Source organism: Micromonospora sp. NPDC005553 (assembly GCF_042871765.1).
GTDB lineage: Bacteria > Actinomycetota > Actinomycetes > Mycobacteriales > Micromonosporaceae > Micromonospora.
In genome coordinates, this window is sequence record NZ_JBIAJD010000011.1 from 33439 (window position 1) to 59811 (window position 26373).

Consider the following 26373-nt stretch of genomic DNA (forward strand, 5'->3'; position numbering starts at 1 on the left):
GCGTGATCCTAACCCGGCGCGATGCCCGCCGCCGTCCCCGCGAAAACCCGCATCCCGCAATCGTCTGATCACAAACGGTCGCGGTGGCCGGTCCGTCCGATAGGGACGGTCCGACCACCGCGACCGTGGTGCTGCGATCTGTCAGGCGGGCAGGCTCGCCGCGCCGCGCGGCAGGAACCGCTGGCCGGTGACCCGCTCGGAGGTGCCGGTCCGGTCCAGGTACGGCGTGACACCGCCCAGGTGGAACGGCCAGCCGGCGCCCAGGATCATGCACAGGTCGATGTCCTGCGCCTCGGCGACCACGCCCTCGTCCAGCATCAGCCGGATCTCCTGCGCGAGCGCGTCGAGGGCGTTCTGGCGTACCTGCTCGGCGGTCAACGGCTGGTCACCCACCACGAGCAGCTTGGCGACCTCCTCGTTGACCTGGTCGTCGACCACGATCGGCTGACCGGAGTCGGCGATCCGCTTGAGGTTCTCGCTGACCCCGAACCGGTCCGGGTACGCGGTGTGCAGGGTGCCGCCCACGTGGTACGCGACGGCCGGCCCGACCAGCTGGAGCAAGGCGAGCGGACGCATCGGCAGGCCCAGCGGGTCCAGTGCGCTGTTCGCCACGTCCAGCGGGGTGCCGGCGTCGACGGCGGCGAAGACGGTGCCCAGGAAGCGGGTGAGAAGCCGGTTCACCACGAACGCCGGAGCGTCCTTGACCAGCACGCTCGACTTCTTGAGCTGCTTGCCGACCGCGAACGCGGTAGCGAGGGTGACGTCGTCGGTGCGTTCACCCCGGACGATCTCCAGCAGCGGCAGCACCGCCACCGGGTTGAAGAAGTGGAAGCCGACCACCCGCTCCGGGTGCTCCAGCTCGGCGGCCATCTCGGTGATCGACAGCGAACTGGTGTTGGTGGCGAGCACCGCCTCCGGGGAGACGATCTTCTCCAACTCGGCCCAGACCTGCTTCTTGACACCCAGGTCCTCGAAGACCGCCTCGATGACGAAGTCGGCGTCCGCGAAGGCGCTCTTGTCGACAGTGCCACTGACCAGGCCGTACAGCTTGGCGGCGGTGCCCTTGTCCATCCGGCCCTTGGTGACGGCCTTCTCGATCTGGGTGTGCACGTAACCGACGCCCTTGTCCACCCGGGACTGGTCGAGGTCGGTCATCACCACCGGCACCTGGAGGCGGCGCGCGAACAGCAGCGCCAGCTGACTGGCCATCAGACCCGCGCCGACGATGCCGACCTTGGTGATCGTGCGAGCCAGGCCCTTGTCCGGTGCGCCGGCCGGGCGCTTGGCCCGCCGCTGCACCAGGTCGAACGCGTACAGGCCGCTGCGCAGCTCCTCGGAGAAGACCAGATCCGCGAGGGCCTCGTCCTCGGCGGCGGTGCCGGCGGCGAAGTCGCCGTCCTTCGCCGCCTCCAGCAGGTCGAGCGCCTTGTACGCGGCCGGGACTGCACCGTGCAGCCGCTGGTTCAGCGTCTCCCGGGCGAAGTAGAGCACGCCCGCCCACATGTCCTTGTCGACCTCGGGTCGGGTCACTGTGACCTGACCCCGGACCACGCCGGCAGCCCACTCCAGGGACCGCTCCAGGAAGTCCGCCGGCTCCAACAGGACGTCCGCGATGCCCAGCTCGGCGGCCTGCTTCGGCTTGAGCATCTTGTTCTGCATCAGCGGGTTCTGGATGATCACCTGGGTGGCGGCGGGAATGCCGATCAGGTTCGGCAGCAGCTGGGTGCCGCCCCAGCCCGGCACCAGGCCGAGGGAGACCTCGGGCAGGGCCAGAGCCGCCGCACCACCGGAGAGCGTCCGGTAGTGACAGTGCAGCGCCAGCTCCAGGCCGCCGCCCATCGCCGCGCCGTTGACGAACGCGAAGGTGGGGACGGTGCTGTCCTTGAGCCGGGCGAAGACCCGGTGACCCAGCCGGCCGATCTCCAGCGCCTGCGCGCGGTCGGCGAGCTGCGGCAGGCCGACGATGTCCGCGCCCACGCAGAAGATGTACGGCTTGCCGGTGACCGCGATGAACGCCGGGTCGGCGGCGAGCGCGGCGGTGATCGCCTCGTCCAGGCTGGCCAACCCACCCGGGCCGAAGGTGTTCGGCTTGGTGTGGTCGAAGCCGTTGTCCAGCGTGATCAGGGCGGCGGGCCGGTCCAGCCCCGGCACGTTCACCTGGCGCAGCAGCGCCCGGGTGACGACCTCGTTCGGTGCGGCCAGTGCGCTCACTTGTCGCCCTCCGTCCAGTGCGGGTTCTCCCAGATGACCGTGCCGCCCATGCCGATGCCGATGCACATCGCCGTGAGGCCGTAGCGGACCTCCGGGTGCTCGGCGAACTGGCGGGCCAGCTGCGTCATCAGCCGTACGCCGGAGGACGCGAGGGGGTGACCGATGGCGATCGCACCGCCCCACGGGTTGACCCGCGCGTCGTCGTCGGCGATGCCGAAGTGGTCGAGGAAGGCGAGCACCTGCACGGCGAAGGCCTCGTTCAGCTCGAACAGGCCGATGTCGTCGATGCTGAGCCCGGCGAGGCGCAGCGCCTTCTCCGTCGACGGGATCGGGCCGACGCCCATCACCTCCGGCTCGACTCCGACGAAGCCGAATGACACCAGCCGCATGGCGACCGGCAGACCCAGCTCGCGGGCGGTGGCCTCGTCGGCCAGCAGACTCGCGGTGGCGCCGTCGTTCAGGCCGGCCGCGTTGCCCGCGGTGACCTTGCCGTGCGGGCGGAACGGGGTCTTCAGGGTGGCCAGCTTCTCCAGCGAGGTGTCCCGCGGGGCCTCGTCCACGCTTGCCAGGCCCCAGCCGCCCTCCGCGTCGCGGATCGACATCGGCACCAGGTCGTCCTGGAGCTTGCCGTTGGCGTACGCCTTGGCGGTCTTCTGCTGCGAGGCGAGCGCGAACGCGTCGGTGCGGGCCTTGGTGATGTGCGGGACCAGGTCGTGCAGGTTCTCCGCGGTGGAGCCCATCACCAGCGCGGACGGGTCGACCAGCTTTTCCGCGATGATGCGCGGGTTGGGGTCGACGCCCTCACCCATCGGGTGGCGGCCCATGTGCTCGACGCCACCGGCGATGGCGATGTCGTACGCGCCCATGGCGATGCCGCTGGCCACGGTGGTGACCGCTGTCATCGCCCCCGCGCACATCCGGTCGATGGCGAAGCCGGGAACGGTCTTGGGCAGCCCGGCCAGCAGGGCGGCGGTGCGGCCGATGGTGAGGCCCTGGTCGCCGATCTGGGTGGTGGCCGCGATGGCGACCTCCTCGACCCGCTCCGGGGGCAGCTGCGGGTTACGACGCAGCAGTTCCCGGATGCAGCGGATCACCAGGTCGTCGGCGCGGGTGTTGGCGTACATGCCACCCGCCTTGCCGAACGGGGTACGGACGCCGTCGACGAAGACGACATCGCGAACTTCACGGGGCACTTGAGCCTCCTAGCCGAGGGGCACGTTGCCCCGAATGCTACTCGCCAGTAACCAACCCCGTCCCCCACCCCCCGCTGTGGCCCACCCCACACCGGCGCGCGCCAACGCCCCGTTGATCATGAAGTTGTTGCCATCGGCATCGGCGTGTCCTGGCAATAACTTCATGATCAACGGGCGGGGGCGGGGGCGGGGCGGGGCGGGTGGGGGTGGGGGGTGTTAGGGGGTTGGGGTTATTGGGGTCAGGGCTTCGGCCAGGTCGGGGGTGAGGAGGCCGATCTGCCACTCGCGGGCGTTGAGGCCGCGCAGGGTCTCCGCCACCGACTCCTCGGTGATCTCCTCCGGCGGGGTCCAGGCCAGCCGGCGGACCGAATCCGGAGTGATCAGGTTTTCCGGCGGCAGGTTGTGCTCGCCGGCGATGCGGATCACGACCTCCCGGCAGCGGGCCAGCCGACCGGCCGCCACCGGGTCCCGCTCGGCCCATCGATGCGGCGGGGGCGGGCCCTCCACGGCCGGCGAGACCGGCAGGGAATCCTCCGGTAGCTGCCGGGCGTCGTCGAGCGCGGCGAGCCAGGTGCGGGCCAGCCGACGGACCGACCGACCGCCGAAGCCGGGCAGGGTCAGCAGGGTTTTCTCGTCCTTCGGGTCCAGCTCGGCCGCGGCGATGATCGCCGAGTCGGGCAGCACCCGACCGGGAGCGGCGTCGCGCCGGGACGCGATCTGGTCCCGGGCGTACCACATCGAGCGGACCCGGGCCTGCGCCCGCGCCCCCCGCAGCCGGTGGATGCCCGAGGTGCGCCGCCACGGCTCCGCCCGAACCCGGGGCGGGCGTGCCCCGGTGCGGACCAGCGCGGCGAACTCCTCCGCGGCCCAGGCCGACTTGCCCTGCCGGGTCAACTCGGCGTCCAGCGCGTCGCGCAGGTCGGTGAGCAGCTCCACGTCGAGGGCGGCGTACGTCAACCACGACTCGGGCAGCGGTCGGCTCGACCAGTCGGCCGCCGAGTGGTGCTTCTCCAGGGTGAACCCGAGCAGCTGTTCGGTGAGCGCGGCCAGCCCGACGCGTTCGAACCCGGCCAGCCGAGCCGCCAGCTCGGTGTCGAACAGTCGGCGTGGACGCAACCCCACCTCGGCCAGGCAGGGCAGATCCTGGCTGGCCGCGTGGAGGACCCACTCGGCCTCACCGATCACGGCGTCCAGTGCGCTGAGGTCGGGCAGTGGCAGCGGGTCGATCAGCGCCGTGCCCGCACCGGCCCGGCGAAGTTGCACGAGGTAGGCCCGTTGGCTGTAGCGGTAGCCGGAAGCCCGTTCGGCGTCCAGCGCGACCGGGCCGGTGCCCGCCGCGAAGCGGGCCACGACCTCGGCAAGCTCGGCCGGGGCGGCCACCGGATCGGGGGTGCCGTCACGCGGGGCGATCAGCGGAACGGGCCCACCGTCGGCCGGGTCAGCTCCCACGCCCGCCGGCTGCGGCTGGGCCGACGGCGGGTGCTGGGGTGCGTTTCCCGGAAGGTCTTCGGTGGGCCGACGGCGCAGGGGTGGTTCGTCGGTCACCTGCCAACCCTAGTGCGCGCGGAGATCCGGCGGGTGCAGCCGGTCCGGCGTGTGTCGATCAGGTGTCCGCAAGATGTCCTCCCGAGGGCCGAACGTCAGGCTGCGCCAGCCGGGCGGCGGTCGGCGAGGGCGGTGACGCCCGGTGGGGGGAGACCGGCGGTGGAGGCGAGCAGGGCGCACCAGCCGAGCAGGTGCGGTGTCAGGTCGTCGTCGACCGGCGTCCAGGACGCGCGGATCTCGATGTCGCCGATGGTCGGTGGCCCGGCGAGATCGCCGAACCGGGTCGACATGGTCTGCGTCACCGTTCCACCGATCGCCCGGTGGCCGGCGTCCTGGGCGTCCAACGCGTCGGTCAGCCACGTCCAGCCGACCCCGGGCAGCAGCGGGTCGGCGGCCAGATCGACCTCCAACTCGGCTGTCACGTAGGTGACCAGCCGCAGGGTGCCCTGCCACGCCTCGTGCCCGACCGGGTTGTGCAACAGGATCAGCCGACCGGTCGCCACCTCGTCGTCGTCGCGCAGCACTGTCGCGGCGAGCGCGAACGCGTACGGGGCCAGTCGCTGGGGGGCACCGACCTCCTCCAGGGTGATCTCCGGCCGGGGGGCGGCCGACCGCAGCCCGGCGACCGCGCGGGCGAACGTCTCCGGGAGCGCGATCGGGGGGGCCATGTCGGCAGCCTATGCCGCCGTCCGTCGCCCGCTTCGACGGCGCGCCGACGCTCGGAAGGGCGCCGGGCGTAAGGAACGGTGCCCTTCCTCTCACCCCCACCCGGTTTCCGGTGGTGGGCGTGGCACGATTGCGGCGATGACCACGGACACCACGGGCACTGTCGCCCGAGACGGAGAATCCCGCCCCGGCGGACCGGCCGACTCGCCCTTCATTCGGGCCTGCCGACGTCGGCCCGTCCCGCACACCCCGGTCTGGTTCATGCGCCAGGCCGGCCGCTCCCTCCCGGAGTACCGGGAGATCCGGGCGAGCGTGCCGATGCTGGAGTCCTGCCGGCGCCCGGAGCTGGTCACCGAGATCACCCTCCAGCCGGTTCGCCGCCACGGCGTGGACGCGGCGATCCTGTTCAGCGACATCGTGGTGCCCGTCGCCGCCGCCGGGATCGACCTGGACATCGTGCCGGGCACCGGCCCGGTGGTCGCCGAGCCGATCCGCACCGCCGCCGACGTGGAGCGCATCCGCCGGATCACCCGCGACGACGTCTCGTACGTCGACGAGGCCGTCCGGCAGTTGGTGGTCGAGCTCGGCGACACCCCGCTGATCGGTTTCGCCGGTGCGCCGTTCACGCTGGCCAGCTATCTGGTCGAGGGCGGGCCGTCGCGCACCCACGCGAAGACCAAGGCCCTGATGTACGGCGATGAGGAGCTGTGGCACGCACTGTGCGCCCGGCTGGCCGACGTGACGCTTGCCTTCCTGCGGGTGCAGATCGAGGCCGGCGTCTCCGCCGTGCAGCTGTTCGACTCGTGGGCCGGCGCGCTCTCCGAGGCCGACTACCGCCGTTTCGTGCTGCCGCACTCGACCACCGTGCTGAGCGGGCTCGTTGACGCCGGGGTGCCCCGGATCCACTTCGGGGTGGGCACCGCCGAGCTGCTCGGCGCGATGGGCGAGGCCGGGGCCGACGTGGTCGGCGTCGACTGGCGTACGCCGCTGGACGTGGCCACCGGCCGGATCGGCGCGGACAAGGCGGTGCAGGGCAACCTGGACCCGTGCGTGCTGCTCGCGCCGTGGCCGGTCGTGGAGGCCGAGGTGCGCCGCATCCTGGAGCAGGGCCGGGCGGCCCCCGGGCACGTGTTCAACCTCGGCCACGGGGTCATGCCGGAGACCGACCCGGAGGTGCTGACCCGGGTGGTCGCGCTGGTGCACGAGCTGTCCAGCCGCCGAGCCGACCAGGGCTGACCGGGAATGCGGCGGCCCTGGCGGGTGGCGGTGGTCGGCGGCGGGATCGCCGGGCTGGCCGCCGCGGTCCGCCTGCGCGACCGCGCACCCGCCGGCACCGAGATCACTGTGTACGAGCAGTCCGGCGCGCTGGGCGGGAAGCTGCGCACCGGGGAGCTGGCCGGTCAGCCGGTGGAGTTCGGCGCGGAGTCTTTCCTGATGCGCGACCCGACCGGCGCCGAGAGCGCGGCGGTGGCCCTCGCCCGCCGGCTCGGGCTGGCCGAGAAGATCGTGCACCCCACTGTGGGGCAGGCCGCGCTGGTCATCGACGGAGGGCTGCGCCCCATCCCGGGCGGCACCCTGGTGGGCGTACCCGGGGATCTGGATCGGGTGGCCACTGTCGCCCGCCCGGCCGCGGACGCCGACACCGACGGCGGTCGGCCGCTGGTCGGGCCGGACGCTGACGTCTCGGTGGGCGCGCTGGTCCGGTCCCGTTTCGGCGACGAGGTGGTCGAGCGGCTGGTCGACCCGATGCTGGGCGGCGTGTACGCGGGCCGCGCCGACGATCTTTCCCTGGTCACGACGATGCCGGCGCTGGCCCGCACGGCCCGGGTGGAGCACACCCTGGTCGGTGCGGTCCGGGCCGCGCAGGCCGCCGCGCCGCGTGCGCCCGGCGCTCCGGTCTTCGGCACCCTGGCCGGTGGGCTCAGCACCCTGGTCGAGGCCGCCGTGACGGCCAGCGGCGCGACGGTACGGCGGGACGCCGCCGTGCGCGAGCTGACAGCGACCGACACGGGTTGGCGGCTCACCGTCGGCCCGACCCGCGACCCGGAGTTCGTGGACGTGGACGCGGTGGTGCTGGCCGTGCCGGCGCGACCGGCGGCGCGGCTGCTCGCCGGCCCCGCGCCGGCGGTGGCGGCGGGCCTCGGCGCGCTGGATTACGCGAGCGTCGCGCTGGTCACCATGGCGTTGCCGCAGCCGCGACTACCCGAGCTGTCCGGCTTCCTGGTGCCGAGCACCGAGGGCCTGCTGATCAAGGCGGCGACCTTCTTCACCACGAAGTGGGGGCACCTGCGCCAGCCGGACGGGTTGGCACTGGTGCGCGCCTCGGTGGGCCGGTACGGCGAGGAGGCGCACCTGCAGCGCCCCGACGCGGACCTGGCGGCCACAGTGCACCGGGAGTTGTCGGCGGTGCTCGGCACCTCGCTGCCCGCCCCGGTCGACGGGCACGTGCAGCGGTGGGGCGGTGCGCTGCCGCAGTACGCGCCGGGGCACGCCGACCGGCTCGGCGCCGCGCGGGCGGCGCTGCGGGCCGCGCACCCCACACTGGTTCTCGCCGGCGCCGGCTACGACGGCGTCGGCATCCCGGTCTGCGTCCGCTCCGGCGAGACGGCGGCCGAAGAGATCATCACAGCACTGGGAGGATCGGCGAGATGACCGAGCAGACCAACGCGGCCCGGTTGCGGGAGCTGAACGACAGCATCCGCTACACCATGTGGTCGGTGTTCCGGGCCAGCTCCCCGCTGCCGTCGCTGCGGGACAACGTCACCGGCGAGGTGGTGTCCCTCTTCGACGAGCTGGCCGGTAAGGACGTGGTGGTCCGGGGCGTGTACGACGTCTCCGGGCTGCGCGCCGACGCGGACGTGATGATCTGGTGGCACTCCGCGTCCCCCGACGCGCTCCAGGACGCCTACCTGCGGTTCCGCCGCACCACGCTGGGCCGGGCGCTGACCCCGGTGTGGTCGCAGATGGCGCTGCACCGGCCGGCGGAGTTCAACAAGAGCCACATTCCGGCGTTCCTGGCCGGTGAGGAGGCTCGCCCCTACATCTGCGTGTACCCGTTCGTCCGCTCCTACGAGTGGTACCTGCTGCCCGACTCCGAGCGGCGCGAGATGCTGGCCGAGCACGGCAAGATGGCCCGCGGCTACCCGGACGTGCGAGCCAACACCGTCGCCTCGTTCGCGCTCGGCGACTACGAGTGGATGCTCGCCTTCGAGGCCGACGAACTGCACCGGATCGTCGACCTGATGCGGGACCTGCGCGCCTCCGGCGCCCGCCGGCACGTCCGCGAAGAGGTCCCGTTCTACACCGGCCGCCGCCGCTCAGTAGCCGAAATCGTCAACTGCCTGGTCTGACGGCCCTCGCCCTCGCCCCCGCCCCCCGCCCCCGCCCCCGCCCCCGCCCCCGCCCCCGCGATCTTGCACTTTCTGTCCCGGCGAAAGGGGCGTAAGCCGCGATCTGGCAACCGAAAGTGCAAGATCGGCGCACCGGCTGCCCCGACCTGGCCGATCATGGAGTTGTGGTGCCTGGTTTGGGAACCCGCGGGTGCTTTGTCGACCACCACAACTCCTTGATCGACGAGGGGCACGGGGGTTGGGCGAGCCGGGACGGGGTTGGCTCGGCGGCATGGAGGGTGACGGGGTGTCTCGCTCAGCGTGACGGGGTGAGGTGTGGTGGTTGGAGGGGGCGGAGCATGATCTGTTCTGGGCGTACGCCGTCGGGCATGAGGTCGCCTGGCTCGTCGGTCAGGCGGAAGCCGGCGCGGTGGTAGAGGGCCTTCGCGCGCGCGTTGTCCGGCATGACGGTGAGCCGTAGCCGATCGGCGCCGCTTTCGCGGGCCCAGCACGCCACCTCGTTCACCAGGCGGTCGCCGACACCGCTGCCGCGAGCGTCGGGGTGTACCCACATCGAGATCAGGTCCACCATGAGCGGGTCCGACGTGGGTACGCCGCTCGACATCCCGACCGGACGCCCGGCCAGGACGGCCACCAGGTTGTGTGAGCCCGGGATGCTCAGCCGGTCGCGCCAGCGTTGCTCACGGTCGCCGTCGCCCTGCCAGTCGGTGAGTCGGGAGCTGAACGCTCCCGGTGCCTCGGTGAGGGCGGCCAGCCGCAGTTTGCGCCAGGTCTGCCAGTCGTCGGGGGTGAGCACCCTGATGTCGATCATGCGGCGATGGTGCCCGGACGGATCGCCGGGCACCACCGCATTCCACCGGTCGGCGCCGCACCCCCGCCCGGGTGCGGCGCCGGCCGGGGATCAACTGGTCGTCGTACAGGAGACCAGCGGAACCGGGTTGCTGCCGTTCCACGAGCCGAGGAATCCGAACGTGGTGCTCGCGCCGGCGGCAAGCGTGCCGTTGTGGTTGACGTTACGTGCGGTGACGAGCGTGCCGCTGGTGCTGACCGTCGCGTTCCACGACGAGGTGACCTGCTGGCCGTTGCCGTAGTTCCAGCTCACCGACCAGCCCCGGGTCGGTGAACCGCCGGCGGTCACCTTCACGTCGGCCTGGAAGCCACCGGACCACTGACCGGTCACCTGGTACGTCGCCGTGCAGGCACCGGCCGGCGGCGGAGTGCTCGGCGGGGAAGTGGTGGGCGGCGGCGTGGTGGGCGGCGGGGTCGTCGGCGGGGGCGTGGTGGGCGGTGGGGTGGTCGACCCGCCGCCGAAGTCGACGTCGCTGCACAGGTAGTACGACTGGTCCAGGTGGCTGGCCTGCCAGACGGTGTAGACGATGTGCCGTCCGGTGCGTCCCGGCGCGCTCACCGGGATCTGGATCGAGACACCACCGGTGTCCGGGTTCCACTGGGAGGCCGGGGTGTTGCCGATCTGGCCGGCCAACTCCAGGTTGCCCCAGCCGAGCGGTTGGGTGGCCGAGTTGAAGCCCTGCTTCGTCACGTACACCCGGATGTAGTCGGCGCCGTGGCTGGCCTGGTCGAAGAAGCGGAGCCGGAAGTTGTTCGACACCGACGTGGTCTTCCAGGCGCCGACGGTGTCCAGCGCGTTGTAGCGGGGGCTCTGGGTGCGTCCGCCGCTGCACAGTTGGCCGTCGGGGACGGCGGCCTGGTGGTTACCGCCCACGCCCTCGCGGAACAGGCCGTTCCAGTTCCACATGGCGGCCGGGTCGGACTGCCAGGCCTGCCAGCACATCGGGTCCTCGGTGGCCATCCGAGGGTTCTGGAAGTCGGCGCCCCAACGTTGCCAACAGCTGTAGTTGCGCGACGCCGGGTCGACCACCGAACCGTGCGCCGAGGCGGGCTTGGTCAGGATGGTGGTCAGTGCGGTCGTCATCAGGAGCGCGGTGGCCGCCACGATGGCGAACAGCCAGAGCACGCGTCGTGATCGGGTGAGTGTGGACATGGAGCCCCCGGGGGGATGAGGTGGGACGTCGACACCCGGATCGCCGGGAGTTGCCCACTCCCGTGCCTGTCGCTGGCTCCCGCGACGGCTCTACCCGGCACCATGCCAGCTCGATAGTCAGCCGTCAATGGCATCGCGCCGCATCGGGGTGTGCGGGATGCCGTCTTCGACGTACTCGGGGCCGCTGACCGTGAAGCCGTGCCGGCTGTAGAACGCGACCAGGTGCGACTGGGCTTCCAGCACGCAGGTCCGGTTTCCCACCACCTCCAACGCCGCCGTCATCAGCCGGCCGGCGTGTCCGCCGCCGCGCGCCGCCGGGGCCACCACGACCCGACCGATCCGGGCGACACCGTCCGGGTCGGCCAGAATCCGCAGGTACGCCAGCGGCGCGCCGCCGTCGGTGAGCCAGACGTGCCGGGTGCCCGGCTCGACGTCCCGCCCGTCCAGCTCCGGGTACGGGCAGTTCTGCTCCACAACGAACACGTCGATGCGCAGTTTGAGCAGGTCGTGGAGGGTGCGGGCGTTCAGGTCGGCGAAGGAGGCCGTCCGGAGTTTGGTGGTCTGCTGGGGCATCCACCGATGGTAGGTCGGGCGGGTTCACCTGAGATCCGCCCGGTCGGGTGCGAGGTAGGTGGCGGCCACGGCGGTGAGCAGCAGGACACCGCCGACGATCACCGGCAGGGGGAGCGGTTCGCGCAGCAGCGCCACCGCCAGCGCCGCCGCGGTGAGCGGCTCGAGCAGGGTCAGCACGGCCGCGACGCTGCCCGTTGTGGTGCGCAGCCCGGCGTAGAACAACGCGTACGCGACCGCCGTGGTGATCACGCCGAGGTGCAGCAGCAGCGCCAGGGTGTCGAGGCGTACCGGCACGCTGACCCCGGCGACCAGGGCGAACGGCGCCAGGGTCAGCGCGCCGACCGTGGTGGAGATGGTGGTCAGCGTCATGGGCGCGGTGCGCTGCGACACCCGACGGCTGACCAGGGTGGTCACCGCGTACCCGAGGCCGGAGCCGGCCGCCGCGAGCAGGCCGAGCAGCGGGGCGGGCGCCGCCGCGCCGGGGTGCTCGGTGGCGGCGGTGATCAGGACGAGGCCGGCCAAAGCCGCGACCAGCGTGCCGAGTCGCAGCGAGCCGGGGAGCCGGCGGGCGTGCGCCGACTCCCAGGCCGCGGCGAGCACCGGTGCGAGGCCCAGGCTGACGACGGTGGCCACGCTGACTCCGGCCCAGGCCACGGCGGCGAAGTAGAGCGCCTGGTAGAGGCCGAGGCCAACGCCGGTGAGCAGCAGCGGTACGGGTGCGGCGCGCACTGTGGTCACGATCGTGCGGAGCTGGCCGGCGGTGCACGCCAACAGCACGAGCGCGGCGATGGCGAGGCGGTGGAAGCCGATGCTCACCGGGCTGAGCCCGGTGCTCTCGCGCAGGAGTTGCACCGCCACACCGGTGGTGCCCCACAGCACCCCGGTGACGGTGATCTGGATCAGGCCGCTGCGGGCGGCGTGGCTGGCGGCCGAGGCGGCCGTCAGCGCGGTGCGGGTCGTGGACACGGGAGCGCTCCGAAGGGTGAGCCGTTGACGGGGACGACGTCGACGGAGCGCGTACGACAGGGTGGCCGAGCGGGGTCAGGTCACCCGGTCGGCGAGAGGCGCGGCACTCCGCTCAGAAGCGCGGCGGGGGCAGGACGCCCAGGAACGGCCGCATGGCGACGACCGTACCCCAGCGTGGTGGTCCGGTTGGCCCGCGGCCGGGCGGGCGCGGTCAGGCCGGGCGGGCGCCGACGGCGTCGCGGATCTCGGCGCCCACCGCTCCCTCGACGGCGCGGGCGCAGTGTGCGCAGCAGAAGAAGCGGCCGTTGACCTCGACGCCGTGCCCGGAGATCTTGACCTGGCAGTGCTCGCAGATCGGTGCCATGCGGTGGATCGCGCACTCGAACGAGTCGAAGGTGTGCACGTCGCCGCTGACGGTGTGCACCTCGAACGCCATCCAGTAGTCGTTGCCGCAGACCTCGCAGGTTGCCACCGAAAACCTCCGTTAAATGGACAAGTGCCTACAGAATCCTCCAGGTGGCACCGAGGTGGGGGCGGAACGTCGACGCCCGACCGCGACGGCGGCGTGTCGGCGTCGGCGTGTTGCCCGTTGTGCCTGGTGAACCGCCGCAACCCCCGGAGGATCACCGTGATCAAGCGCAACAGGCTCTTCGGCAACCAGACCCGGGTCACCTTCTGCCTGCCCCGGGATGTCCCGCCCGGCCCGGTGAGCGTCGTCGGCTCGTTCAACGGCTGGCAGCCCGGTCGACACGAGTTGATGACCCGCCGCGACGGCACCCGGACGGTGACGGTGAAGCTGCCGCCGGGGGAGTACCGGTTCCGCTACCTCGGCACCGGCGGCGTCTGGTTGGACGACGAGTCGGCCGACGAGGTCGACGACGGGGGTAGCCTGCTCCGGCTCTGAGAAGAAAACTGCCATCATCGATGGATTTATCGATGAGAGTCTTTACTGTTAACAATGTTTAAATTACTTTGAGGGGCACCTCACCGGACCTGGAGAAGGAGCTGCCCCGATGCGTCGAAGAATCACCGTCCCGCTGGTGGCGGCGGGCGCTGTCGCCGCCACCCTCACCGTCGCCGCCCCCGCGCAGGCGCACGGCTACGTCTCCGCCCCACCGAGCCGGCAGGCGCTCTGCGCGCAGGGCCGGGTGCCCGACTGCGGGCAGATCAGGTACGAGCCGCAGAGCGTCGAAGGGCCCAAGGGCCTGCGCAGCTGCAATGCCGGAATCTCCCAGTTCGCCGTCCTCAACGACGACAGCCGGGGCTGGCCGGCCACCTCGGTGGGCAGCTCGCTGACCTTCACCTGGGTGAACACCGCCCGGCACGCCACCAGCAACTGGGAGTACTGGATCGGCAACACCCGCGTCGGTGTGGTCAACGGCAACAACCAGCAGCCGGGCGCCACGGTGTCGCACAACGTCAACCTCGGCGGCTTCTCGGGCCGGCAGAAGATCCTCGCGGTGTGGAACATCTCCGACACGGCGAACGCCTTCTACTCCTGCATCGACGTGCAGATCGGTGGCGGCGGGTCGAACCCGACCCCGACCCCGACCCCGACCGCCACCCCACGGCCGACCCCGACCCCCACCCCGACCAATCCGCCCACCCAGGGCGGCACGTGGGCGACAGGCCGGGCGTACCAGGTCGGCGACCAGGTCACCTACGGCGGAGCGACGTACCGCTGCCGGCAGGCGCACACCGCGATCCCGGGCTGGGAGCCGCCGAACGTACCGGCGCTCTGGCTCCAGGTCTGACCGCACGGGTGCGGCCCCTGGTCGCACCCGTGTCGCCACTCTCGCGCGAACGGAGGCAACCGGCATGCCCCGCCGTACCCCGCTGGCCTTCCTCGTCGCGGCTCTGCTGCTCACCGGAGCCTGCGCCGGACCGCCCACGTCGAGCCCGTCGACAGTGCCGCAGCCGACACCCACGTCCCCGGCCGGCTCGGCGGCGGCCGGGTCCGCGGGTGCCGGGTCCCCGATCGGGGCGGACTCGATGAGCGGGATCGACGTGGTGTTCCTGAGCACCATGGTCGGACACAGCGAACGCACCCTGCAGATCGTCAGGCTGGCCCGGGACCGGGTACGCGACGACGCGCTGCGCACCCTCGTCGCCGCCGTCGAGGCGACCGAGGCCGACGAGCTGGCCGCAATGCGCGGCTGGCTGCCCACGGCCGGGCCGGGCGCCAGCGCGGCCGCACACCACCACGACGGGCACGGCGACGACGCCGCGCTCGACCGGCTGCGGACCGCGCCGGGCGCGGACGTCGACCGCGTGCTGCGCGAGGTGCTTGCCGACCACCAGCGATGGGCCGCCGACCTGGCCAGATCGCAGGTCGGTGTCGGCCGCAACGAGCAGGTCCGCGACCTGGCCCGCCGGATCGAGCAGTCCCGGACCGCCGAGGTCGAAATGCTCAGGGGTACGCCCTGAGCGGCTCCTCGCTCAGCGGGGTTCCAGCTTGATGGAGACCGAGTTGACGCAGTGCCGGGTGTCCTTCGGGGTGAAGCCCTCGCCGTGGAAGACGTGCCCGAGGTGACTGTCGCAGCGGGCGCAGCGGATCTCCGTACGGGCCATGCCGAGGGTGCGGTCCTCGATCTCCTTGACCCGGCCCGGGATGGCGTCGTCGAAGCTCGGCCAGCCGCAGTGCGAGTCGAACTTCGTGTCGCTGGAGAACAGCTCCAGCCCGCAGGCGCGGCAGTGGTAGACCCCCTGGGTCTTCGTGTCCACGTACTCGCCCGTCCACGGGCGTTCGGTGCCGGCCTCCCGGAGAACGTGGAACTCCTCGGGGGTCAGTCGGACCCGCCACTCTTCGTCGGTACGGGGCAGCTCGTTGTCGTCAAGACTCACCCGTCAACGGTACGTCGAACGTCGGGGGCGTGGCATAAGGTCGCGGGATGGGTGGCACCAAGGCTGCGGCCGCCGAGGTCGAAGTAGCCGGGCACACCGTCCGGTTGAGCAGTCCGGATCGGGTGATCTTCCCGCGGCGGGGTTTCACCAAGGCGGACGTCTTCCACTACTACCTCGCGGTCGGCGACGGGATCATGCGCGCCCTGCGGGACCGGCCGACCACCCTGCAACGCTTCCCCGAGGGCGTCGAGGGCGAGGCCTTCTTTCAGAAGCGGGTGCCCACCCGGGGGGTGCCACCCTGGGTGACGACCGCCCAGATCACCTTCCCGAGCGGTCGGAGCGCCGCGGAGCTCTGCCCGGCCGACCTGGCGCACGTGGCCTGGGCGGCGCAGATGGGCACCATAGTCTTCCACCCGTGGCCCGTGCGATCCGCCGACGTCGACCGCCCCGACGAGCTGCGCATCGACCTGGACCCGCAGCCCGGCACCGACTTCGCCGACGCCGCGCGGGCCGCCGGCGAGGTCCGCGCGCTCCTCGACGAGCTGGGCGCGACCGGCTGGCCGAAGACCTCCGGCGGTCGGGGCGTGCACGTCTACCTGCGCATCCAACCCCGCTGGACGTTCACCGAGGTGCGCCGGGCCACCATCGCGCTGGCCCGGGAGGTGGAACGCCGCAACCCCGACCTGGTCACCACCGCCTGGTGGAAGGAGGAGCGCGGCACCCGGGTCTTCGTCGACTTCAACCAGATGGCGCGCGACCGCACGATCGCCTGCGCGTACTCGCTGCGGGCCAACGCGCGGGCCACCGTCTCCACCCCGGTCACCTGGGACGAGCTACCCGACGTCGACCCGGACGACTTCGACCTGCGCACCGTGCCGGCCCGGCTCGCCGAGCGAGGTGACCCGCACGCCGGGATCGACGACGCACCGTGGGACATCACCCCGCTGCTCGAGTGGGCCGAGCGCGACGCCGCCGCCGGCCAGGGCGACCTGCCGTACCCGCCGGACCACCCGAAGATGCCCGGCGAACCCAAGCGGGTCCAGCCCAGCCGCGCCAAGCGCACCCCCGACGGTCCGTGACCGCCCCGCCGCCTCACGGCGGTGGCGGGGCAGTCCACGCCAGGAACCTGGTGAACAGCTCCTGCGGGTCGGGTTCCGGCTCGGGGTTGAGCCTGAGCAGGTCGGCTGTCGCGTCGAAGAGTTGACCGGCCATGTAGATCGACAGCCCTACCCGATCGTTCCCGTACTGCGCCCGCAGCAACATCCTGGCTAGTGGGCATGGCCAGATGGCTGCGCACACCCGGCACAGCCACGATGGCCGACGGGGCAGGTGCTGGTGGACCGGGTGCAGGTCGCTCAGTGGCTTGCCAGGGGGCGGCTGTTCATTCGACGTGGACATGCCCTTTACGGTGACCGGTGAGTTGCCCCGGGTCAAGGAGCAGGGTCATCTGTTTAACGTCCGCCGTATGGATCTGGTAGGCGCTGCGGAGATTCGCGCGATGCTCGGTGGCATCAGCAAGCAGCGCGTTTACGTGATCACCAGCCACCGCAACTTTCCGGAACCCGTGGCCGACCTGGTGCAGGGCAAGGTCTGGCGGAGGTCGGACGTGGTGGCCTGGATCCGGGAGCACCGGCCGGAGTTGGCCGAGGGCTGACCGGGCCTGATTGGGTCGCCCAGGGCGCTCCGCGCGGCCGTTTTTTGTCGTACACCTGTTCTAGAGTTTGCTCGTGATCGATGAGTTGGCGCGGGCGGAGAATGCGGTGGCGAGCTGCGCCGACGCCGCTGCCTGGGCTCTCTCCGAGCGCGATCTGATCGCGGTGCTCGACGCCACCCACCGGCTGCAGCAGCGGCTGGCGGCGGTGCAGTTGGCGGCGGTCCGCGAGTTGGACGGTCGGGGCACCGCGGTCGCGCAGGGCGCGTCCTCGACGACCGCGTGGCTACGGCATCGCCTGCGACTCGACGTCTCGGCCGCGCGCCGGCTGGTCGGCCTTGCGGCCTCGGTCGACGTTGCCCCGCCCGGTGTGCGGGAGGCGCTGGCGAGCGCGGCGGTCAGCGTGGAGCAGGCCCGGGTCATCGCCGACACGGCCGCCACGGTGACGGCGTCGGCGGGTCCCGAGGTGGCCGAAAAGGCTGTCGGAGTGCTCGTCGAGTGGGCCAGGCAGTTCGACCCCACCCTGCTGCGTCGGCTGGGCGCCCGCATCCTCGACCACGTCGCCCCGGACCTCGCCGACGCCGCCGCTGCGGCGGCGCTGGCCGCCGAGGCCGCCCGAGCGGCGCGCGACCGGCACGTCACCATCTCCACCCAGACCGACGGCCGCCTGCGACTCAGCGGCACCCTCGACGCCGAGTCCGCCGCCCTGCTGCGCGCCGTCATCGACCCGCTGAGCGCACCCACCGACCCGGAAGACACCCGCTGCGCCGGGCAGCGTCGCCACGACGCCCTCGCCGACGTCTGCCGGCTCGCCCTGCGCACCGGTGAGCTGCCCGAGAACGGCGGTGACCCGGCCCAGATTGTCGTCACCACCGGCTATGACGGGTTGACCCGCCAGTTGGGCGCCGGCGCCCTCGACGTCGGTCTGCGGCTCACCCCCGACACGGTGCGCCGGCTCGCCTGTGACGCCGCCGTCCTACCCGCCGTGCTCGGCGGCGCCGGCCAGGTCCTCGACGTGGGCCGGCAACGCCGCCTGATCACGGGGCCGCTGCGGCGGGCACTGGTGTTGCGCGACGGCGGCTGCGCCTTCCCCGGCTGCGACCGGCCGGCGCGCTGGTGCGCCGCGCACCACATCCGGCACTGGGCCGACGGTGGCCCGACCAGCCTCGACAACACCGTGCTGCTCTGCGGCCATCATCACCGGCACGTCCACCAGAGCGACTGGGTCGTCCGGCTCGGCGACGACGGGCACCCGGAATTCCTTCCACCGGCCTGGCTCGACCCCGACCAACTCCCGCGCCGCAATCACTACCATCGACGGACGTAGACCGATCAGACGTCGCATCGTCACCACCCACCACCCGGCCCCGGCCCCGGCCCGGTTCAGGCTTGCGCGCGACGGTTGATTTCCGCGCCTCGTCCATGCCCCGGCCCACCGGGAGATCAGTGGTGGCCGGCACGGCGGCGGGCCATCGCCGAGGCGTTGACCCCGGACGGCGTGGACTGCACGCCCGACGGGGCGAGGGACGGCGTGCTGCGGGTCGGCTCGCACACCACGGCGGTCGTCAGTGACTTCGGGTCCCGTGCGGGCCTGCTGTTGTCGCGGTTGACCGGGGTTCAACATCTTCGCCATCGTGCTCGCCGCCCTGACCTTCGTGGCGCTGCCGAGCCCGACGCGGGGCTCTTGGCCTCGATGATCGGGCTGGCGATGCTCCTCGTGAACCTGAGCGCGTACCTCGCCTTCCGGCGGAAGATCAACGACCCGGGGCGAAACCTGCGTGCCTGAGCTGGACAGCACCGCCGGCTGTCGGACCCGGGGGTTAGCCTGCCGGCATGACGAGCGCCGAGCTGGATGAGCTGATCGTCGCGGACGCCGACGCCCTGCGCGTGTGGTTGTCGGCCCACCACGCCACGTCGCCCGGCGTCTGGCTCGCGTTGACCAGGAAGGGTGGCACGGTCACGACGCTGACCTGGCAGCAGACGGTCGACGAGGGCCTGTGCTTCGGCTGGATCGACGGGCAGGCCCGCAAGCGGGATGAGGAGTCCTCCTGGATCCGGTTCACTCCGCGCCGGGCGCGCAGTTCCTGGTCCCAACGCAACGTGGCGAACGTGGCCCGGCTGGAGGAGCAGGGGCGGATGCAACCGTCGGGCCGCGCGGCGGTGGACGCCGCGAAGGCGGACGGGCGGTGGGCCGCCGCCTACGCCCCGCCGTCCGAGGCCGAGGTGCCGGCCGACCTGCTCGCTGCCATCGCCGCCGAGCCCGCCGCCCAGGCCATGCTCGACGTGCTCACCAAGGCCAACCGGTTCGCTCTCATTCATCGGCTCAACGCCGTCAAGCGCATCGAGACCCGCGAACGCAAGATCGGCGAGTTCGTCGCCATGCTGGCCCGGCACGAGACCTTCTACCCCCAGAAGGCCAGGCCGTCCGCCGGGCCGACGCTGCCGTCAGTCGGCGCGGGCCTCGAGGGAACCGATTGACTTTCGATAGGTAGCAAGCGAAACTCGATGCATGGTTACTGAGCATCGAGCGGTTGCCGCTCTCCGAGTCTTCCTCGTGGTGCTGTTCGGGGTCCTGGTGGTGTTCCAGACCCTCTCGCTGCCCGGGCAGTTCAGGTACATGGCCGAGCAGTCGCCGCAGGACGCCCACCTCAGGTGGCCGGCGACCGCCGTGACGGTCTTCTGGGTGCTCTGCGTCCAGGTGGTCATCGTCGCGACCTGGCAGCTGCTCAGCCTGGTCAAGAACGACCGCATCTTCACCGAGGCGTCCCTCAAGTGGGTGGACGCGATCGTCTGGGCCATCGCCGCCGCCTGGGTGGTGCTGGTGGCGGTCTTCCTCTGGGTCGGGTTCAACGCGGACGACCCCGGGGTGCCACTGCTGCTGTTCCTGCTGACGGTGGGCGTCACCGTGCTGGGGCTCCTCATGGTGGTCATGCGGGCGCTGCTGCGGCAGGCCACCACCCTGCGGACCGACATGGAAGCGGTGATCTGATGCCCATCGTCGTCCGCATCGACGTGGAGTTGGCCAAGCGAAAGATGAGCGTCGGAGAGTTCGCCGAGCGCGTCGGGCTCACCCCTGCCAACGTGGCGGTGCTGAAGAACGGCCGCGCCAAGGCGGTCCGCTTCAGCACCCTCGAAGCGATGTGTCGAGTGCTCGACTGCCAACCCGGAGACCTGCTGGAGTGGGTCGAGGAAGAAACCCCATGAGGTACGTCCTGATCGTCGGCGTCGTCCTCTCGGTAGCGCTCGGCATCACCGTCGTAGTGCTCGGCGGGGCCGACGACTCCCCGGGACTGCAGCTCATCGGCGTCGTGCTGGTGCTCTGCGCGGTGGTCTTCGGCATCCGCAACCGTCGAGGCCGCAACTAGCCGTCCCACCCGACAACTCTCTCCGTAATAACGATCATGTAACGGGCGCGAACCTTTCCCGGTAGGTGGCCTGTCTTGATGGTCGTCGGCCCACCAGGGCCAGGGGAGGCGTCGGATGAAGCTGGTGTGGAGGCGGGCCCGCGAGGCGCGAGGGTTGCTGGTCGCGGCGGTGATCGCTGCCCTCGTCGCCGTCGCGTTGGTCACTGGGCTGTCCGACTACAACCGTCGGGCGGTGGACGCCGGGCAGCGGGCACTGGTCGCCGCCTCACCCGCCGAGGAGCGCGGCCTTCTGGTCAGCGGCTCGGGTGGGCGGGACGCGGCCGAGTTCGCCACCCGGGACAAGGCGGTCCGAGCCGAGTTCGCCACCGGGCTCGGCGGCGTCCCGGTCAGTGTCACCGCCGCCCGTTACGGCACCGGCCGGGAACTGACCGGCGACCTCGGGCAGATCCCGCGTACGGCCGACGAACCGGTCTTCGCGAACCTGGCCACGTTCGCCGACCTCGCCGGCCACGCGGAGCTGACCAGCGGAGCCTGGCCCAGCCCCGGGGCGAACCCCGTGCAGGTGAGCCTGCCCGAGCGGGTCGCCGGCGCTCTCGGCCTGACCGTCGGCGAACGCGTCCCGGTGCGCGACCGGGCCACCGAACGACGCGGGGAGTTGGTGCTCGCCGGCACCTGGCGGCCCCGCGACCCGGCGGACGCGTACTGGCTGCTGGCCCCCGGTGTGGGGGCGGGCAGCGCCGGTTCCGGCACCTCGTACGGGCCGTTCACGCTCGACCCGGCCGACTTCGCGGCCATCTTCCCGGGCTCGGTGTCGGCGTCCTGGCTGGCCCAACCGGACCTCGGTGCCGTCGACACCGCCGACCTGCCCGCCGTTCGGAAAGCCCTCACCGAGGCGGTCACCGCAGTGCCCGAGGCCGCCCAACTGGGCAGCTCCGGGCAGACGGTGACCAAGATGCCGCAGCTGCTGGACCGGATCGGCCGCGCCGACCTGGTGGGTCGCTCGTCGCTGGCCACCCCGCTGCTGCTCATCCTGGTGCTCGCCGGGTACGCGCTGGTGCTGGTCGCCGCGCTGCTGCACGAGGACCGCCGCCCACAGACCGCGCTGCTGCGCGCCCGCGGCGCCGCCCGTAAGCAGTTGGCCGGCCTGGCCGCCCGCGAGGCGACCCTGGTGGTCGCCCCGGCCGCCGTGCTCGGTCCGCTGATCGCCGGTGAGGCGTTGCGGTACATCCGACCCGGCGGGTCGGGTGACCTCTACACCGCCGGCGGCAACACCACACTGGTCTGGGCGGCGGCAGCGGCCACCGCGGCCGGCTGCCTCGTCGCCATGGTCCTTCCGACGCTGCGCGGCGCCGGGACGTACGTCGCCGACATGGCGGCCCGATCCCGGCCGAACCGGGCCGCGAGCGTCCAACGCGCCAGCGTCGACCTGGTGCTCGTGGCGCTCGCCGTGCTCGCCTGGGTGCAGCTACGCCGGTACGCCTCCCCGCTGGCCGGCTCGGGTGGACAGCTCGGGCTCGACCCGCTGCTGGTCGCCGCCCCGACGCTCGGCGTGCTGGCCGGTGCCGTGCTGGCGTTGCGGGTGCTCCCGCCGCTCACCCGGTTCGCGGAGCGGTTCGTCGACCGACGTCCCTGGACCGCCACCATGTTCGGCATGTGGCAGGCCGGCCGGCGTCCGCACGCCGGCCCGGTGCTGCTGCTCGCCCTCGCCGTCGGCGGCAGCACTCTGGCCTGGTCGCTGATCAGCACCGGCGAGCGGTCCCAGGTCGAGCAGGCCGGCCACACGGTCGGCGCCGACCTCCGGGTGACCGAACGGACCGGGGGTGCCCCACCGACCCGGGTCGGTGAACTCGCCGCGCTGCCGAGCGTGGACCGGGTGCTGCCGGCGTGGCGGGACGAGATCCGGGTCGGACGGGAGAACCTGCCGGCGACAGTGATCGGTGTCGACCCGGCCAGCGCCCCGGGCGTCGTCCGGCTCGCCGACCGCCTCGGCGACGGATCGGCGGCGGAGCAGTACCGGAAGATGGTCGACGCGCGGGGAGAGCGCGCCGGCGTCGAACTGCCCGCCGGAGCGCGGGCGATCACCGGCACGGTCCGTACCCCGGTGAGCAGCGCCGCCCGGTCGGTGAAGGTCGCGGTGACGCTGCTGGTCACCACCCCCGACGGGCTCGCTTTGCGGCTGCCGGCGGCCAACGCCGACGGCGACGGCCGGGTCACCCCGTTCACCGCGCGACTGCCCGACATGGGCGGGGCGCGGCTGCGGCTGGCCGGCTTCGAGGCCGACGGTGGGTTGGCCGCCGGCAACTCCTACGAGCTCCAGGTGGACGGGCTGACGGTGGTCAAGGCCGACGGCACGAAGCAACCGGCCGAACTGGGCGGCGACTGGGTCGTGACCGCCCTCGGGCTGCAGCCCATGCCGGTACGGACCACCGGCGCCGGGTTCGCCGCAGCCCGCTCGGTCGACGTGATCCCCGGCGGGCAGTTCAGGTACCAGCCACCCACCCGGTTCACTGTCGTGCCGGGCGGAGACAACAAGCCCATACCGGTGTTGATGACCCCTGCGGTCCGCAACGCGCTGAGCCTGCGCATCGGCGACACCGTCGACCTGACCCTCTCCGGGGCGACGCTGCCGGTGCACCTGGTCGGCGAGCTGGACTCCGTACCGGCCACCACCGGCGAGGGCGTCCTGCTGGACCTGCCGGTCGCGGTCGACGCGATGATCCGGAGTAGCGGCGCGGTGCGACCCGTACCGGAGTGGTGGGTCGGCGCCAGCGACGCGAACGCCGCCGCCCAGGCGGCCAGAGCGCTACCCGGCGTCACGGTGCTCAACCGGGAGGCGGCCATCGAGGCGGCCGCCGACGACCCGTACTGGCGCGGCTCGCGTACCGGCATGCTCGCCGCCGCGCTCGGCGCGGTGCTCCTCGCCCTCGTCGGCCTGATGGTGGACGTCTGGGCCACCGCCCGACGTCGGCTCGGCGAGTTCGCGGTCCTGCACACCCTCGGCGCCACGCCCCGGCTGATGGCCCGGGCGCTGCTCGCCGAACAGACGTTCCTCGCCGGCATCGGCGTGGGCGTGGGGTTGTTACTCGGCACCGCGGTCAGCGCGACGATGGCCCCACTGGTCATCCTCACCCCGGCCGCAGGCCGGCCGACACCCCCGGCGGCGTTCGTGCTGCCCTGGGTGCCGATCGGCCTGACCGCTGTCGGTCTGCTGCTGGCGGCGCTCGCCTTCAGCGCGTTCATCGCCGCAGGCATCCGTCAGCGGGTGGCGGCGGTTCAGCTGCGAATCGGGGGAGAACGATGAGCGTCGGGGCGGCCGTCCGGCGGGTCCGGGCGTACGGGGGGCAGTTTCTCCTGCTGGCGGTGCTGACCCTGGTGGTCACGCTGCTGATCAGTGGAGTGCCCCGGCTGGTCAACCGGCTCGCCGAACAGGGGCTGCGAGCACAGCTCAACAGCGAGCCGGCCGCGCGCCGGGACATCTCGTACACCACCAGCCTGGAGCCCGCGACGTCGCGGCGGACGGCGATGGGCGACGCCGCCGAGCGGTTCGACGCCCTGGCCGCGGAGATGCCGCCGCCGGTGCGTTCGGCGGTGACCGAGCGGTGGTACAGCGTCGAGACCGCGCAGGCCCGCGTGGTCGGGCCGGACCTGGCGGCCCGCAACCTGCTGGTCGACATGGGCCTGCGGGCCATGCCCGACGTTCAGGGAGCGAGCACCCTCGTCGAGGGGACCTGGCCGAGCGAGACGTACGTTCCCGACCGGCCGATCGAGGTGGCGCTCGACGTCGACGTGGCCGGCAAACTCAACCTGCGCGCCGGCAGCCAACTGCGCATCGGCGAAACCGACGAGAAGGGCAGGCTCGTCGACGGTGTCCCGTTGATGGTGGTCGGGCTGTTCCGCCCCGTCGACCGCGCGAACGGCATCTGGGACGGGCTCCCACAGCTACTGCGGATCATCGAACCGCAGGGTGATGGCCAGCCGTTCGTCATCGTCGGCGTCGTCGCGCAGTCGCCCTTCAACAAGCGGGCCGCGGAGGGCTGGGCGATCCAGTCCACCTGGCGGTACCGACTGGGCGTCGACCGGATCGACGCACGCGAGCTGGACCAGATGATCGACGGCCTGCAGGTGATGCAGCGCAACAAGCCGCCGGGGCTCAGCCTGACCCAGGGCGTCGACGTTCCGTTGCGCGCGTTCGCCGCCCAGATCAACGCCGTCCGGACACTGCTGGCGGTGATCGCGGCCGGCGTCCTGGCCACCCTGGCGGGGCTCATCGTGCTCGCGGCCAGTCTCGCCACCAGACGGCGTCGCTCGGAGTTCGCGTTGCTGCGTGCCCGTGGCGGCGGGGCCACCGCCGGTGCCCGGCGTAGCCTCGCCGAATCGGTGCTGGTGGTCCCGATCGCCGCGGTGCTGGGCTGGTGGCTGGGCACGCTGTTCCCCGGTGCCCCCGACCCGACCACGCCGTACCTTGTCGCGGCGACCGTGCTGGTGACACTCGCGCTGCCGGTGGCGACGCTGGCCGTACCGGCCGGCGCAGCGGCTCGTCGGGACCTGATCCGGGTGCGCCCGTCGGCCCGTCGACTCACCGCCGAGGTCTCCCTGCTGCTCCTGGCCGGGCTCGCGGCGGTGCTGCTGCGTCGGCGTGGCCTGATCCTCGGAGAGGTGGATCCGCTCCTGGTGTCGGTGCCGGTGCTCCTGGCGGTCGCGGCGGCGGTGCTGGCGCTGCGTGCGTACCCCTGGCCGTTGTTGCTGGTCAGCCGGCTTGCCGCGCGGACCCGGGGCAGCGTGGCCTTCCTCGGCACGGCCCGCGCCGGACGCTCGGCGGTCGCCGCCCCGCTGGTCGTGGTGGTGCTGGCGATCGGCACCGCGGCGTTCTGCGCGGTCGTGGCCGCCGGCGTCGACGCCAGCCGCGAACGGGCCGCCGAGCAGATCGTGCCCGCCGACGCGGTGATCCGCGGGGAGCGCTTCGCACCCGACACCGTCGACGAGCTGGGCCGCCTGCCGGGGGTCCGGGCCGTCACCCGGGTGCTGTACGAGGACGACGAGCGGTTCGCGTCCGACGAGGCCGGCACCGACGCCTTCATCGAGCAGACGGACGTGCTGCTGGTCGACGGCTCGGGGTTGGACACTGTGGCCCGCGAATCGCAGGTGGACGTGTCGGTTCCGGCCGCGCTGCGCACCGCCGCGCCCGGCCCGGGACCGCTGCCGGCGATCGTCTCACCGGCGGTCGCCGCCGACCTGGCCAAGGCCGGGCTGGCCGACTCGGCCTTCATCTCGGTGCAGGGCCAGAGGTACGGGTTCCGGGTGGCCGGCACCGCCGACGGTTTCCCGATGCTGGCCGCGAACACCGGCCGGTTCGTGATCCTGCCCTGGCAGGCCCTGCCGACGCGGAACACCACACCCGTGCCGACCAGCCTGCTGATCGCCGGGAACTCGCTGGACGCCGAGGCGCTACGCGTCGCCGGCGACCAGGGGCAGGAACGCTACCAGCGGGACGGCACGGTCACCGGTCGGGAACGGCTGATCGGGGTCACCGTCGACACCCGGGCCGACGTACGCCGGGACCTTGGCGAGGGCGGCGCGAACGGGGTGCTGGCCTTCGGCTTCGTGGCCGGGGCCGTCGGCGGCACCGTGCTCGGGCTGTTGGCCATCGCGTTCACAGTGCTGGCCGGAGCGCGCGCCCGGGGTCAGGTGCTGTCCCGGCTGCGTACCCTCGGCCTGTCCCGCCGGCAGTGGCGTGGGCTGCTGCTTGTCGAGTTGACCCCGCTGGTAGCGGTGTCGGTGCTGACCGGCGCGCTGGTTGGTGCGGTGCTGCCCCTGCTGCTCAACCCGGTGCTCGGCCTGTCCGCGTTCACCAGTGGTGTGCCGGTCCGGGTGGCTTTCGAGCCCAGCCTGGTCGCCGCGGTGCTCGCGCTCGGGGCGGTCGCCCTCGGCTTCGCGGTCGCCGTCGAGGCCCTGAACAACCGCCGGTTGCGCCTCGGAGAGGTGCTTCGGCTCGGAGAGGAGAGCTGAG

27 protein-coding genes are annotated in these 26373 nt (G+C 72.5%); 16 read left to right on the forward strand and 11 right to left on the reverse strand.

Annotated elements, in window-relative coordinates:
• Positions 1-141: 141 nt before the first annotated feature.
• From ACFYPG_RS31245 to ACFYPG_RS31260, 4 genes are all read right to left on the reverse strand, one after another.
• Positions 142-2211, reverse strand: coding sequence for a 3-hydroxyacyl-CoA dehydrogenase NAD-binding domain-containing protein (locus ACFYPG_RS31245; protein ID WP_387354819.1), 2070 nt, complete (start codon positions 2209-2211; stop codon positions 142-144).
• On the reverse strand, positions 2208-3404 hold the full coding sequence (locus ACFYPG_RS31250) for a thiolase family protein (protein ID WP_387354821.1): 1197 nt from the start codon (positions 3402-3404) through the stop codon (positions 2208-2210). The genes ACFYPG_RS31245 and ACFYPG_RS31250 overlap by 4 nt, the downstream gene beginning before the upstream one ends.
• Positions 3405-3620: 216 nt before the next feature.
• Positions 3621-4949, reverse strand: a complete 1329-nt coding sequence (locus ACFYPG_RS31255; protein WP_387354823.1) for a ribonuclease D — start codon at positions 4947-4949, stop codon at positions 3621-3623.
• Positions 4950-5044: 95 nt separating this feature from the next.
• Positions 5045-5617, reverse strand: coding sequence for a DUF3000 domain-containing protein (locus tag ACFYPG_RS31260; RefSeq protein WP_357207090.1), 573 nt, complete (start codon positions 5615-5617; stop codon positions 5045-5047).
• 136 nt (positions 5618-5753) lie between these two features.
• Here ACFYPG_RS31260 and hemE point away from each other — a divergent pair, with 136 nt between their 5' ends.
• The 3 genes from hemE to hemQ are packed head-to-tail and all read left to right on the forward strand — an operon-like array spanning position 5754 to position 8965.
• A complete protein-coding gene (hemE, locus tag ACFYPG_RS31265) occupies positions 5754-6851 on the forward strand; it encodes a uroporphyrinogen decarboxylase (protein WP_355009363.1) in 1098 nt (365 codons plus the stop codon).
• Positions 6852-6857: 6 nt separating this feature from the next.
• Positions 6858-8267, forward strand: coding sequence for a protoporphyrinogen oxidase (gene hemG / locus ACFYPG_RS31270; protein ID WP_387354825.1), 1410 nt, complete (start codon positions 6858-6860; stop codon positions 8265-8267).
• Positions 8264-8965, forward strand: coding sequence for a hydrogen peroxide-dependent heme synthase (gene hemQ, locus ACFYPG_RS31275; protein WP_355009365.1), 702 nt, complete (start codon positions 8264-8266; stop codon positions 8963-8965). The genes hemG and hemQ overlap by 4 nt, the downstream gene beginning before the upstream one ends.
• A gap of 295 nt (positions 8966-9260) precedes the next feature.
• Here the strand turns inward: hemQ and ACFYPG_RS31280 are convergent, their stop codons facing one another.
• The 5 genes from ACFYPG_RS31280 to ACFYPG_RS31300 form a co-directional block, all read right to left on the reverse strand.
• The gene (locus ACFYPG_RS31280; protein WP_387354828.1) at positions 9261-9776 is read right to left on the reverse strand and encodes a GNAT family N-acetyltransferase; all 516 of its coding nucleotides are present in this window, start codon (positions 9774-9776) and stop codon (positions 9261-9263) included.
• A 90-nt stretch (positions 9777-9866) separates the two neighbouring features.
• Entirely contained in the window at positions 9867-10967 is a 1101-nt protein-coding gene (locus tag ACFYPG_RS31285) for a lytic polysaccharide monooxygenase (RefSeq protein ID WP_387354829.1), read from the reverse strand.
• A gap of 117 nt (positions 10968-11084) precedes the next feature.
• A complete protein-coding gene (locus ACFYPG_RS31290; RefSeq protein ID WP_387354830.1) occupies positions 11085-11540 on the reverse strand; it encodes a GNAT family N-acetyltransferase in 456 nt (151 codons plus the stop codon).
• Positions 11541-11564: 24 nt separating this feature from the next.
• Positions 11565-12506, reverse strand: a complete 942-nt coding sequence (locus tag ACFYPG_RS31295; protein ID WP_387354831.1) for a DMT family transporter — start codon at positions 12504-12506, stop codon at positions 11565-11567.
• Positions 12507-12717: 211 nt separating this feature from the next.
• The gene (locus ACFYPG_RS31300; protein WP_355009369.1) at positions 12718-12978 is read right to left on the reverse strand and encodes a Prokaryotic metallothionein; all 261 of its coding nucleotides are present in this window, start codon (positions 12976-12978) and stop codon (positions 12718-12720) included.
• Between the two features lie 156 nt (positions 12979-13134).
• Between ACFYPG_RS31300 and ACFYPG_RS31305 the strand changes: the two genes are divergently transcribed.
• The 3 genes from ACFYPG_RS31305 to ACFYPG_RS31315 all read left to right on the forward strand — a co-directional run bounded on the left by ACFYPG_RS31305 (position 13135) and on the right by ACFYPG_RS31315 (position 14933).
• Positions 13135-13410 (forward strand): isoamylase early set domain-containing protein, encoded by a 276-nt coding sequence (locus ACFYPG_RS31305; RefSeq protein ID WP_355009370.1) that lies wholly within the window; start codon positions 13135-13137, stop codon positions 13408-13410.
• 109 nt (positions 13411-13519) lie between these two features.
• The gene (locus tag ACFYPG_RS31310) at positions 13520-14260 is read left to right on the forward strand and encodes a lytic polysaccharide monooxygenase (RefSeq protein ID WP_387354832.1); all 741 of its coding nucleotides are present in this window, start codon (positions 13520-13522) and stop codon (positions 14258-14260) included.
• A 64-nt stretch (positions 14261-14324) separates the two neighbouring features.
• Positions 14325-14933 (forward strand): DUF305 domain-containing protein, encoded by a 609-nt coding sequence (locus ACFYPG_RS31315; RefSeq protein WP_387354833.1) that lies wholly within the window; start codon positions 14325-14327, stop codon positions 14931-14933.
• 12 nt (positions 14934-14945) lie between these two features.
• On the opposite strand, the gene msrB is transcribed toward ACFYPG_RS31315, so the two are convergent.
• Positions 14946-15350 carry a peptide-methionine (R)-S-oxide reductase MsrB gene (msrB, locus tag ACFYPG_RS31320; protein ID WP_091400676.1) on the reverse strand — a complete coding sequence of 135 codons (405 nt, stop codon included), beginning with the start codon at positions 15348-15350 and terminating at the stop codon, positions 14946-14948.
• A 47-nt stretch (positions 15351-15397) separates the two neighbouring features.
• Between msrB and ligD the strand changes: the two genes are divergently transcribed.
• A complete protein-coding gene (gene ligD / locus ACFYPG_RS31325) occupies positions 15398-16429 on the forward strand; it encodes a non-homologous end-joining DNA ligase (RefSeq protein WP_387354835.1) in 1032 nt (343 codons plus the stop codon).
• 13 nt (positions 16430-16442) lie between these two features.
• Here the strand turns inward: ligD and ACFYPG_RS31330 are convergent, their stop codons facing one another.
• Positions 16443-16613 carry a hypothetical protein gene (locus ACFYPG_RS31330; protein WP_387354836.1) on the reverse strand — a complete coding sequence of 57 codons (171 nt, stop codon included), beginning with the start codon at positions 16611-16613 and terminating at the stop codon, positions 16443-16445.
• A 202-nt stretch (positions 16614-16815) separates the two neighbouring features.
• Between ACFYPG_RS31330 and ACFYPG_RS31335 the strand changes: the two genes are divergently transcribed.
• From ACFYPG_RS31335 to ACFYPG_RS31375, 9 genes are all read left to right on the forward strand, one after another.
• The gene (locus ACFYPG_RS31335) at positions 16816-17004 is read left to right on the forward strand and encodes a hypothetical protein (protein ID WP_357221000.1); all 189 of its coding nucleotides are present in this window, start codon (positions 16816-16818) and stop codon (positions 17002-17004) included.
• A gap of 73 nt (positions 17005-17077) precedes the next feature.
• Positions 17078-18328: a DUF222 domain-containing protein gene (locus ACFYPG_RS31340; protein ID WP_387354837.1), complete on the forward strand. Its 1251-nt coding sequence runs from the start codon at positions 17078-17080 to the stop codon at positions 18326-18328.
• A gap of 204 nt (positions 18329-18532) precedes the next feature.
• Positions 18533-18787 (forward strand): hypothetical protein, encoded by a 255-nt coding sequence (locus tag ACFYPG_RS31345; protein ID WP_355009376.1) that lies wholly within the window; start codon positions 18533-18535, stop codon positions 18785-18787.
• Between the two features lie 47 nt (positions 18788-18834).
• On the forward strand, positions 18835-19479 hold the full coding sequence (locus ACFYPG_RS31350) for a YdeI/OmpD-associated family protein (protein ID WP_355009377.1): 645 nt from the start codon (positions 18835-18837) through the stop codon (positions 19477-19479).
• Positions 19480-19510: 31 nt separating this feature from the next.
• Positions 19511-19990, forward strand: coding sequence for a DUF2975 domain-containing protein (locus tag ACFYPG_RS31355; protein ID WP_355009378.1), 480 nt, complete (start codon positions 19511-19513; stop codon positions 19988-19990).
• A complete protein-coding gene (locus ACFYPG_RS31360; protein ID WP_030336216.1) occupies positions 19990-20205 on the forward strand; it encodes a helix-turn-helix transcriptional regulator in 216 nt (71 codons plus the stop codon). The genes ACFYPG_RS31355 and ACFYPG_RS31360 overlap by 1 nt, the downstream gene beginning before the upstream one ends.
• Positions 20202-20366, forward strand: coding sequence for a hypothetical protein (locus ACFYPG_RS31365; protein ID WP_355009379.1), 165 nt, complete (start codon positions 20202-20204; stop codon positions 20364-20366). The genes ACFYPG_RS31360 and ACFYPG_RS31365 overlap by 4 nt, the downstream gene beginning before the upstream one ends.
• 115 nt (positions 20367-20481) lie before the next feature.
• A complete protein-coding gene (locus tag ACFYPG_RS31370) occupies positions 20482-23667 on the forward strand; it encodes an FtsX-like permease family protein (RefSeq protein WP_387354838.1) in 3186 nt (1061 codons plus the stop codon).
• Complete coding sequence (locus tag ACFYPG_RS31375) at positions 23664-26372, forward strand: FtsX-like permease family protein (protein ID WP_387354839.1); 2709 nt, start codon at positions 23664-23666, stop codon at positions 26370-26372. Before ACFYPG_RS31370 ends, ACFYPG_RS31375 begins: the two co-directional genes overlap by 4 nt.
• The last annotated feature ends 1 nt before the right edge of the window (position 26373 follow it).

Excerpts from the sequence above, each read along its gene's own strand:
- ACFYPG_RS31260 (WP_357207090.1), bottom strand. The coding sequence starts at position 5,617 with ATGGCCCCCCCGATCGCGCTCCCGGAGACGTTCGCCCGCGCGGTCGCC.
- hemE (WP_355009363.1), top strand. The coding sequence starts at position 5,754 with ATGACCACGGACACCACGGGCACTGTCGCCCGAGACGGAGAATCCCGC.
- hemG (WP_387354825.1), top strand. The coding sequence starts at position 6,858 with ATGCGGCGGCCCTGGCGGGTGGCGGTGGTCGGCGGCGGGATCGCCGGG.
- hemQ (WP_355009365.1), top strand. The coding sequence starts at position 8,264 with ATGACCGAGCAGACCAACGCGGCCCGGTTGCGGGAGCTGAACGACAGC.
- ACFYPG_RS31280 (WP_387354828.1), bottom strand. The coding sequence starts at position 9,776 with ATGATCGACATCAGGGTGCTCACCCCCGACGACTGGCAGACCTGGCGC.
- ACFYPG_RS31285 (WP_387354829.1), bottom strand. The coding sequence starts at position 10,967 with ATGTCCACACTCACCCGATCACGACGCGTGCTCTGGCTGTTCGCCATC.
- ACFYPG_RS31290 (WP_387354830.1), bottom strand. The coding sequence starts at position 11,540 with ATGCCCCAGCAGACCACCAAACTCCGGACGGCCTCCTTCGCCGACCTG.
- ACFYPG_RS31310 (WP_387354832.1), top strand. The coding sequence starts at position 13,520 with ATGCGTCGAAGAATCACCGTCCCGCTGGTGGCGGCGGGCGCTGTCGCC.
- ACFYPG_RS31315 (WP_387354833.1), top strand. The coding sequence starts at position 14,325 with ATGCCCCGCCGTACCCCGCTGGCCTTCCTCGTCGCGGCTCTGCTGCTC.
- ligD (WP_387354835.1), top strand. The coding sequence starts at position 15,398 with ATGGGTGGCACCAAGGCTGCGGCCGCCGAGGTCGAAGTAGCCGGGCAC.
- ACFYPG_RS31330 (WP_387354836.1), bottom strand. The coding sequence starts at position 16,613 with ATGTTGCTGCGGGCGCAGTACGGGAACGATCGGGTAGGGCTGTCGATC.
- ACFYPG_RS31335 (WP_357221000.1), top strand. The coding sequence starts at position 16,816 with ATGGATCTGGTAGGCGCTGCGGAGATTCGCGCGATGCTCGGTGGCATC.
- ACFYPG_RS31350 (WP_355009377.1), top strand. The coding sequence starts at position 18,835 with ATGACGAGCGCCGAGCTGGATGAGCTGATCGTCGCGGACGCCGACGCC.
- ACFYPG_RS31355 (WP_355009378.1), top strand. The coding sequence starts at position 19,511 with ATGGTTACTGAGCATCGAGCGGTTGCCGCTCTCCGAGTCTTCCTCGTG.
- ACFYPG_RS31360 (WP_030336216.1), top strand. The coding sequence starts at position 19,990 with ATGCCCATCGTCGTCCGCATCGACGTGGAGTTGGCCAAGCGAAAGATG.
- ACFYPG_RS31365 (WP_355009379.1), top strand. The coding sequence starts at position 20,202 with ATGAGGTACGTCCTGATCGTCGGCGTCGTCCTCTCGGTAGCGCTCGGC.
- ACFYPG_RS31370 (WP_387354838.1), top strand. The coding sequence starts at position 20,482 with ATGAAGCTGGTGTGGAGGCGGGCCCGCGAGGCGCGAGGGTTGCTGGTC.
- ACFYPG_RS31375 (WP_387354839.1), top strand. The coding sequence starts at position 23,664 with ATGAGCGTCGGGGCGGCCGTCCGGCGGGTCCGGGCGTACGGGGGGCAG.